The organism is Methylobacterium sp. B1, from assembly GCF_000333255.1.
Lineage (GTDB): Bacteria > Pseudomonadota > Alphaproteobacteria > Rhizobiales > Beijerinckiaceae > Methylobacterium > Methylobacterium fujisawaense.
The window spans coordinates 1-8,037 of the sequence record NZ_BACT01000829.1 but is presented as its reverse complement, the minus strand read 5'-3'; the positions used below and the strand labels follow the sequence as shown (position 1 = coordinate 8,037).

6 protein-coding genes, 1 tRNA gene and 1 pseudogene are annotated in these 8,037 nt (G+C 63.8%); 3 read left to right on the top strand and 5 right to left on the bottom strand.

Features of this window, described 5'->3' with window-relative positions; all coding sequences use genetic code 11:
• Positions 1-553: 553 nt before the first annotated feature.
• Positions 554-2,428 (bottom strand): MobV family relaxase, encoded by a 1,875-nt coding sequence (gene mobV / locus I53_RS30620; RefSeq protein ID WP_051045048.1) that lies wholly within the window; start codon positions 2,426-2,428, stop codon positions 554-556.
• Positions 2,429-2,834: 406 nt separating this feature from the next.
• Here mobV and I53_RS23950 point away from each other — a divergent pair, with 406 nt between their 5' ends.
• The 3 genes and pseudogenes from I53_RS23950 (at position 2,835) to I53_RS33485 (ending at position 4,261) form a co-directional block, all read left to right on the top strand.
• Positions 2,835-3,116 (top strand): hypothetical protein, encoded by a 282-nt coding sequence (locus I53_RS23950; protein ID WP_148291228.1) that lies wholly within the window; start codon positions 2,835-2,837, stop codon positions 3,114-3,116.
• Between the two features lie 32 nt (positions 3,117-3,148).
• A pseudogene (locus I53_RS23945) lies at positions 3,149-3,316 on the top strand (recombinase family protein); the annotation flags it as partial.
• Between the two features lie 708 nt (positions 3,317-4,024).
• Positions 4,025-4,261 (top strand): hypothetical protein, encoded by a 237-nt coding sequence (locus I53_RS33485; RefSeq protein WP_148291226.1) that lies wholly within the window; start codon positions 4,025-4,027, stop codon positions 4,259-4,261.
• A gap of 373 nt (positions 4,262-4,634) precedes the next feature.
• Here the strand turns inward: I53_RS33485 and I53_RS31775 are convergent, their stop codons facing one another.
• The 4 genes from I53_RS31775 to I53_RS23925 form a co-directional block, all read right to left on the bottom strand.
• The gene (locus I53_RS31775) at positions 4,635-6,320 is read right to left on the bottom strand and encodes a site-specific integrase (protein WP_083936137.1); all 1,686 of its coding nucleotides are present in this window, start codon (positions 6,318-6,320) and stop codon (positions 4,635-4,637) included.
• A gap of 89 nt (positions 6,321-6,409) precedes the next feature.
• Positions 6,410-6,499, bottom strand: a tRNA-Ser gene (locus tag I53_RS23935).
• Positions 6,500-6,580: 81 nt separating this feature from the next.
• The gene (locus tag I53_RS23930; protein WP_043355419.1) at positions 6,581-7,699 is read right to left on the bottom strand and encodes an AAA family ATPase; all 1,119 of its coding nucleotides are present in this window, start codon (positions 7,697-7,699) and stop codon (positions 6,581-6,583) included.
• Positions 7,696-8,037: coproporphyrinogen III oxidase (locus I53_RS23925; RefSeq protein ID WP_043355417.1), on the bottom strand; the 342-nt coding region annotated here is incomplete at its 5' end. The genes I53_RS23930 and I53_RS23925, both read right to left, overlap by 4 nt.

Genomic DNA, 8,037 nt, shown 5'->3' with positions numbered 1-8,037 from the left:
TGCCAATCCTCGACTGCACGGTGAGCAGGATCGCCTCCTCTGCAACACCGAATTCACCTCTGCCGCTGGCGGCCATAAACGAAGCGGGTTCGTATACGAGCGCGCGGTTCCGCCGACGAGCACCGATATACCTGCAGGGGAGCCAACGGCCGAGCCGTCAAAGAGCTCTGGCATCGCTCCTGCCAGACTTACCAAACCTTCAGCGACTGTGACCACCATTCAGGGGCCTCGTGAGGGTCACATTGAGGGTCATATCGAGCGGGGCAAACAGCCCCGGGCATGGTGGTGGCGGGTCTGGTCCTACGGCAGCCCTGGCACGGAGGGGCGGCTACCAGGCCCCATCCGCCGCCGGCTCGCACGGTGCCAGGTCGGAGTGCGTCCCGTCGCAGGCTCGACCGCGGCGCGACACATAGGCTTGGGTGATGCTGTACGCTCGCGTCGGCTCCGAGCGCGGCTCAGCGCGAAGGGAGCGCCCGCCCACACGATGGATGTCGAGATCGGCACGCTGGCGTCGTGGTCGGATCCGCCGTGTCCCGATTGGCGGGCGATCGCGTCACATGGTGTTCTCGGAGGTGCCTTTCGTGGGGACCGGTCGAGACTGCCCCCCCTGGCCCCTCTTGCGGGCAGCACGCGCTTCCTCGATCCGCTCGCGCAGGGCCTGCGCCCCTTCAGCGAGCATCATCATCCACAGGCTCCAGAACCCGCTCAGATTTTCGCCGGCGAGTGAGACGAGCCCGGACACCCCGGTGACCCGAGCGGCCGGCGTCGCCTGGGCCTCCTCGCGAACCAGGTTGCCCAGACGGCGGCCCCGCTCGTCAGGGTCGAACGCCGTGACCACCTCCGTGCTACGTGCCGCGGCAGCCCGCAGAACAGCGCGCACCTCATCCGGGGCAGCGCCCTCGGCAGCGACGAACACGGTCCGGCCGATGTCGTCCTGCTCGAGCGCCGGGATGAGGCCCTGCCGCTCTCGCGCGAGCGCACAGGTGCTCATGACGCTGGTCGGGCTTTGCCCAAGCACGACGACCTCACGTCCGCCCGGACGCGGCCCGGGATAGGCGAAGCTCCAGACACCGCGCCGACCGCGCAGGCCCCAATGCCCCTCGTCCGGCCGGCTGCCCTCGATGCGAACCCCGATGTGATCGGCTTGCAACCCGACCTTGCTGCCAGCGTGAAGCGGAAACACCTTGCTGATGGCGTCGCCACCGGAGCGCGCGGCACCAATGAGCTGGCGGTCCACGAGGGGTTGGATCAGTGCCTCGGGTAGGTGGCGCTCGAACACGAGGCTGTCGGCGACGGCGAGGAGATCGGCGGGATCTCGGGAGATTGGCACGATCTCCGTACGGCCCGTCCGCACATCGAGCGCGGCCCTGGCCTCGTCCTCGGCGCAGACCGCGGCCGTGGCTATCGCCGCGTCTCGGGTCTGGCTGGTGGCGAGCCAAGCCACAGCCGCGGCGAAATCGAGCCCCTCGGCGAGCTTCACCAGGTCGATCGCGCCGCGGCCACCTGTGCCGAGATCGTGCAGGCGGAAGGTCTCCCGCCCGTCGGCCCCGGCCTTGGTGGTGATGCGGCCCGCGGGACCGATCCAGTCCGCGCCGGTCTTCGAGGTGGCCCGGTAGCCGAGCTGGGGCAGCACATCGGCGAGCGGCACGGCCCGCAGGCGGTTCTGTAGCGCCTGACGCTCCTGCTTCGCCTCGTCCGCAATCCGGCTGGCCCGGGCGGCTTCGTCGCGCAGGTGCACGACCTCCTCGCGGGCCTGCTGTCCATCGGCGGCCTGAGCCTGGAGTTTGGCGAGCGCAGGGGGCGTGCGCCCGATCAGCTGCATCATGGCGAGTTCGCCAGCCGACACCGCGAGGGGCTCCACCGCCTCCCGCACCCGGCCGTAGTACTGGGCGACCTCCTGATGTTTGGCCAGCGACTTCTTGCGCCCGCGTTGGATCCCGAGCGGCACGACGGCTTGAGCGTACTCCGTCTGCATGCGCTCCAACTCGGCGGGATTGAACACCTCCCGCGCGCACAGCTTCCCGTCCTTGAGGGGTACGACGGCGATGTGGACGTGTGGCGTGGCCTCGTCGAGATGCAGCACCACCGAGACGAGGCGGTCGCCGAACTCCGATTTGAGCCAAGCCAGAGAGCGCTCGACCCACTCGGCTGTGCGCGCCGGATCGAAGCTGCCCGCCTTCGACGGGTCCTCAGGTCGGAAATAGGACGGCGAGGCGCTGACGACGCCCTCCATCGCCAGGACCGCGTTCGACCTGAACTTGGCCGGCAGCTTCCAGGTCACGTCGTCCGCGGTGCAGGCCCCCAGAAGGAACTCGATCTTGCGATGCGGGTCGGCGTTGGGGGTGTGCTTGTCGCGTCGCCAATGGACGTACATCGCGGAAATCTCCTGTTTGGTCTTGAGCTTCTGGAAGCGGAGGACCGCGAGCATGATGATCGACCGGGCGGGCGCTGCTTCTCCCAAATAGGATATGACCAAATCTGGTTCTGTAAAGTCCGAAAATTGGAAATTGTGTACTCACTATACTTTTGTCCCAAAAGTACGTTCGGCGCTATCCTAGCGAAAAGCATAGTTTCACATTGCGCTATGCCTATATTTTACTTCTTAAGCCGCCATCCGAGCCGCCTTTATAGCCCCATGATGGCGCACCTATGCCGCCGACGACGCGCGCAAGGTATAGGTCTAACAACGCCCTCGCACAGAAACGAATCGCCGATATTGCTTACGCGCAAGAAATGAATCGCCGACGGCTGCCTTATTTTCGGGCTCATCGGCTTGTTGTCACCCTATGAGGCGCGATATTCTTCGGTCTCACACCTAATATGGAGAATCGCTCATGGATGATCTTACCGGTATGTCCGACGCCCAGGTGCGCGAGTTTGCGGCCAAGCATGCCCGTCGCCTGCAACAGCTGAACGAGAAGGCGAGGCGAACCGCGGAGAAGAGGAAGAACGCCGGCCTGGTGTCGAGGACCGTGCACGTGCCGGCGAAGTTCGCCGATCAGGTCGCGCCGACCATCGAGCGGATGATCGCCGAGCTTACGCAGGCCGAGGCCGATCAGGCGTCGTCCGTCGTACCCTCGGGCGCAAACATCGAATGGCATCCCCCTCACGGGTGATCCACCCCCAGGGGCGGCGCCAGCCGTCCCTGCTCCGTCTCGCCCGGGCCGCCATCTGTCAGCCGGAGACCGAGGTCGGCGATCTCTGCGAAGAACTCGGCATCACCCGCCAGACCCTCTACCGCTTCGTAAGCCCGATCGGTGACCTGCGGGATGACGGCAAGAACCTGCTGGAGCGGAGAAAAGCGGCGCGGAGCTGAACGGAGATCCGGAAGTCGCTCTCAATGCGACGCTGTCGTGGTCCTCTTGCTGAGAGCTTTGTTCAGTTTACGGAGATCGCGATCGTTCCGCGTACATAGATCGTGGCTGAACGCTTCTTCGAGATATGCCGCGTCGCTGGTTGCAGAGCTGGCAATCGATTTAGCTTGGGCCGGCAGCATCATTGAGCCGGACAGCGCAACGAAGATCGTCGCGAGCCGATACCAACCACACTTGCTCATAGCTCGTCCCCACTCTCGACGAGAACCCTAAGCGGTGTCGGTTAACGGCAGCGCCTTCATCCGTGCGCCAGGGGCAGTCAGCGCTCGACGCCCGCGTCTTCTCGTCGGCTCCGGATCGGAGAAGCCTCCTCTCGTAAAATCCGCTGCGCACGGGCTTAGCGTCCGTTTTGGGACACAGTCTGCGATGCCCCCTCCCTGGATGGCCCACGTTCCCCAAGTAGCATCGACGCGCCCATGGACAACCTGAGCGAGAGCGCGGCAGTATCGGTGAGACAGGAGGAAACCGATGCGACGCCGACATATCGCAGACCGTGGGCTTACCGCGATCAAAGCCGCTGCCGTGGCCACAGAGGCCATGATGGTCCTCAGCGTCGTGGCCTCGAGCGCCGCCGAGGCGCGATGCGGATCTCGTGGGGGTCCGGGCTACCGCCGGGCGGACGGCAAGTGTGCTTCGCACCGCGACTGACCATGCGCCCTGCCCTGCTCGCCCTGACCACCGCGGCGATCATCTCGCTGATGGTCCACGCAGCGCATGCCACGCCTGGCGCATTGAATCGTCACGGCTGCCATGGCCATGGAGCCCGGCATCACTGCCACCGCGGTATGGCGGGCAAGCACTTCGTCGGCTGGGGTGGCGGCGGCCACCGCTTCGCCCATCGGCACGGCCGGCGCTGGGGCCATCATCGTCGCCATCGCCGGCACTGAAATCGCATAGAATCAGGATGCGCCGTCCGCGCGTGTGCCACGGAAGCACGGCGGCCGGCGCACTCGCTTGCGGGAACTTTCGGGGGCTCGACCGCCGCGATGGGCAAGACCGCAGTCGACGCACTCGACAGAGCCGAGATCCTGATCGCCCCCTACCCCGGAGGTGGTTCGCGGCCGTGGGCCTGCCCACCACGATATCCTGTCCAGACACAGCGCGCCAACCCTCAAGCGATTGTCAGCGATCCGGTCAGAATTGATCCTTTGGCGAGGAAAACGTCCTGCTACCGAGGTTCAGATTTTGATCAATCTACCCCCTATTCTGCAGCTTCCGATACGATGCCGTCTGTCTGTCGAAAAAATTAAATCATCAGGTTTAGGACAGGCCCTCTGGCAGCGGCAATTTTTTGATCTCGCGATCGAGCGTCGAGACCCAGTATCCCTCGCCGTATTTTTTGTGCGTTTTCAGACTGCCATGTCCCAACATTCTATCTCGCATCGGATTTGGGACATCATTATTATCGCACAGCGTCGCGAAGCGGTGCCTAAATGAATGGCTTGGACTGATATTGGGATCCGTTATATTAAGCTTTTGCCTAACCCATCGACTTATGACTTTGGTCGCATTGCCCCCCCGGTTCCCAAATCGGTCCGGCGTCGCGTCTGCGAAGATGTCCTTGTTTGGACACGATGACACGAACTCCAGGAACCCCTCCTCAATCAACTTCGGGTGCATTGGGATCAGACGCTTCGAAAATTCATTTTTGAATTTCTTTTTAGCCTTCTCGTCACCCGCAATATCAGGATCCTTCTTTTTGTCCTCATCATCTGTCATCATACGAAAATAATTGATGCCGTTTATGTTTGCGATGTCAGATACCTCCAGCTGACATATTTCCGAAATTCTTGCACCTGTGAAGCACGAAATCCACGGCACCCATCGCCTATATCCGACGCGAAGACGCGCCGCATGCAGCACGCGGACAGCTTCCTCATCGGTAAAATCGCGCTTCGTAGATTGTCCCTGGCCCTTCGCAAGCGCGCGAGGATGCCTCAGACCAGCGAACGGATTGACCGCGCATTTCCCATTGGCCACAGCCCAGCTATATATTGCTTTGACAGCAAAAATATCATTCGAGACGCTCTTTGCTGATCGGGTCGCGAGCGACGCAAGCTTCCAATCTGACGCGTCCGATAGGGTAGCGCTATGAATTGTCACACCACGTTCAGCCAGAAACGCCGCCCAACGGTGTAGTTTGCTTGAAAACGTGTAGAAGGTTTTTTCTCTGGGTCCGCAGTCGGATTGCCAGCCTCCCAAGATAGTCTCGAGGGTCGGAATCTCCTTCAATGGGCCGGCCTGGTGTGACGACGGGGTCGTTGTCGCGGTCGCATCTTCTGTACGTTTAAGTTTTGGGGTGGGTCTCGTCGTCCCGTTTTGACGATCCATGATGATCGTCATCAGGTCGAGTTCGGCCTCAACGAACGCCAGATAAAGCCGTCGATCCGCTACGGAACCGATCTCTATATTCAGCCCAGCATCGAGGACGGTCATCATCGCATCGTGATCAAAATGGGTTGCCGCGCAGTCGCCTCGTGCGTTCGCATCGCGCAATTCCGCTTCCCGCGCGCTAATCGCGTCGCCGAGCGCCTGAAATTCGGTGGTGCTTAAAGGGCTTGTCCCACGCCGCCGAGCTTCGTCGTTTGCCAGCTTGCGATGGCGGAAGATCGCGACCAGCTCCTGTATGGTCCCATCATCGAGGTGTGAGATTTTCGGTTGCGCCCGGACCTGGGTGCGACGCTTGGCAAGCCGCATCAAAGCATCGGCCTCGCCATCAAGGCTGCGGGCGCGCGCACGTGCTTCGTCCTCATCCCGGGTGTCGAGACTGACCCAGAATTCCCTGCCAGCGCGGCTGCCCTTCAGCGAGACTGGGGCGCTCTCGTCGAAGGTGCCGGGCCCCGCCGTGGCAAGCATGGCGGGCATGTCGGCGCGCAGCGCCTCCGGGATAGTGCGACGGAAATAAAAGATGCCGCGCCGCTGGACCAAGCCCACCATCTGCCTCATGGCTTCGTAGCACTCCTTCGTAGCAGGAGCGCGTCAAAAAGCCCACGATATCCTAAAGATACCGATATTGCAGTGGGTTAGGGAGTGACTGGCGGAGAGGGGGGGATTCGAACCCCCGATGCCCTTGCAGGCATGCCGCATTTCGAGTGCGGTGCATTCAACCGCTCTGCCACCTCTCCGCAAGGTGCCTCGATGAGACCGGCGGTGCCTAGCACGCGCGGTGCAGCTTCACAAGCGCGACGTCGCCCGCCTGCGCTGGATCAGAGCACCACCGTGATCGCCTGCGCGGCGCGGGTCAGGCCGGTGTAAAGCCAGCGCGCCCGGTGCTCGCGGAACGCGTAGGATTCGTCGAACAACGTCACCCGGTCCCATTGCGATCCCTGGGCCTTGTGCACCGTCAGCGCGTAGCCGTAGGTGAATTCGTCCGTCTCGCGCCGCAGGAACAGCGGGATCTCCTCGTCCGAGCCGGTGATCATCGCCCGCAGCACCTTGATGTCGGTGGGCTTCCGGCGCAGGGCCGGATCGTCCTCCGGCACCACGTCGAGCCGGATCAGATCCGGCCGCGGCGGTGCGCGCAGCGCCTGGACCGTCCAGGTCGAGCCATTGAGCAGGCCCTTCACCCGATCGTTGCGCAGGCAGACCAGCTTCTCGCCGATCGCCGGCATCGGATCCGTGTGGCCGGCGAGTTCCCGGAGCCGGGCATTGTAGAGGCGGCGCGTCTTGTTGAGGCCGACCAGCACCTGGTCGCATTCGAGCACCTCGGCCGGATCCAGGGTGCGGCGCGACACGACCCGGCTCTGCCCATAGCTGCCGAGTTCCAGCCGCCCGCCCTCGCGGATCGTCATCGCCATCCGGACGATCGGGTCATCCTTGGCCTGCCGATGCACCTCGGTGAGCATCACGTCGGGCTCCGCCTCGGTGAAGAAGCCGCCGCCGCGCACCGGCGGCAGCTGCGCCGGATCGCCCAGGACCAGCACCGGCCGCTCGAACGACAGAAGATCGTTGCCGAGATCGGAATCCACCATCGAGCACTCGTCGATGATGATCAGATCCGCCTTGGCGGCCGGCCCCGAGCGGTTCAGCGTGAAGGTCGGCCCGCCCTCCTCCGCCTCCTTGGTGCGGTAGATCAGCGAGTGGATCGTAGCGGCGTCGTAGCAGCCCTTCTGGCGCATCACCGAGGCCGCCTTGCCGGTGAAGGCCCCGTAGACCACCGTGCCGTCGACATCCTCGGCGATCCGGCGGGCGAGCGTGGTCTTGCCGGTGCCGGCATAGCCGAACAGCCGGAACACCTGGGATCCCCCGTCCCGCCGCCACGCGGCGATCGCCTTCAGCGCCGCGTCCTGCTGCGGGGCGTAGGCGGCCGGCAGCCCCGCACTCACGGCCAGCGCACGGTCGGCGGCATCGAGGAGAGGATCGAGGCGACGTTGCCGCCGGTCTTCAGGCCGAAGATCGTGCCCCGGTCGTAGAGCAGGTTGAACTCGACGTAGCGGCCGCGCCGCACCTGCTGCTCGTGGCGGTCCGCCTCGGTCCAGGGCGTGGTGACGTTGTCGCGCACGATCTTCGGATAGGCCTCCAGGAAGGCCTGTCCGACGTCGCGGGTATAGGCGAGGTCGGCCTGTGGATCGCCGCTCCAGAGATAATCGTAGAAGATCCCGCCGATGCCGCGCGGCTCGTTCCGATGCTTGAGGTGGAAATACTCGTCGCACCACGCCTTGTA

What these genes read in the sequence shown, in the direction of transcription:
- mobV (WP_051045048.1), bottom strand. Translation starts at nt 2,428, where the DNA reads ATGCTCGCGGTCCTCCGCTTCCAGAAGCTCAAGACCAAACAGGAGATT.
- I53_RS23950 (WP_148291228.1), top strand. Translation starts at nt 2,835, where the DNA reads ATGGATGATCTTACCGGTATGTCCGACGCCCAGGTGCGCGAGTTTGCG.
- I53_RS33485 (WP_148291226.1), top strand. Translation starts at nt 4,025, where the DNA reads ATGCGCCCTGCCCTGCTCGCCCTGACCACCGCGGCGATCATCTCGCTG.
- I53_RS31775 (WP_083936137.1), bottom strand. Translation starts at nt 6,320, where the DNA reads ATGAGGCAGATGGTGGGCTTGGTCCAGCGGCGCGGCATCTTTTATTTC.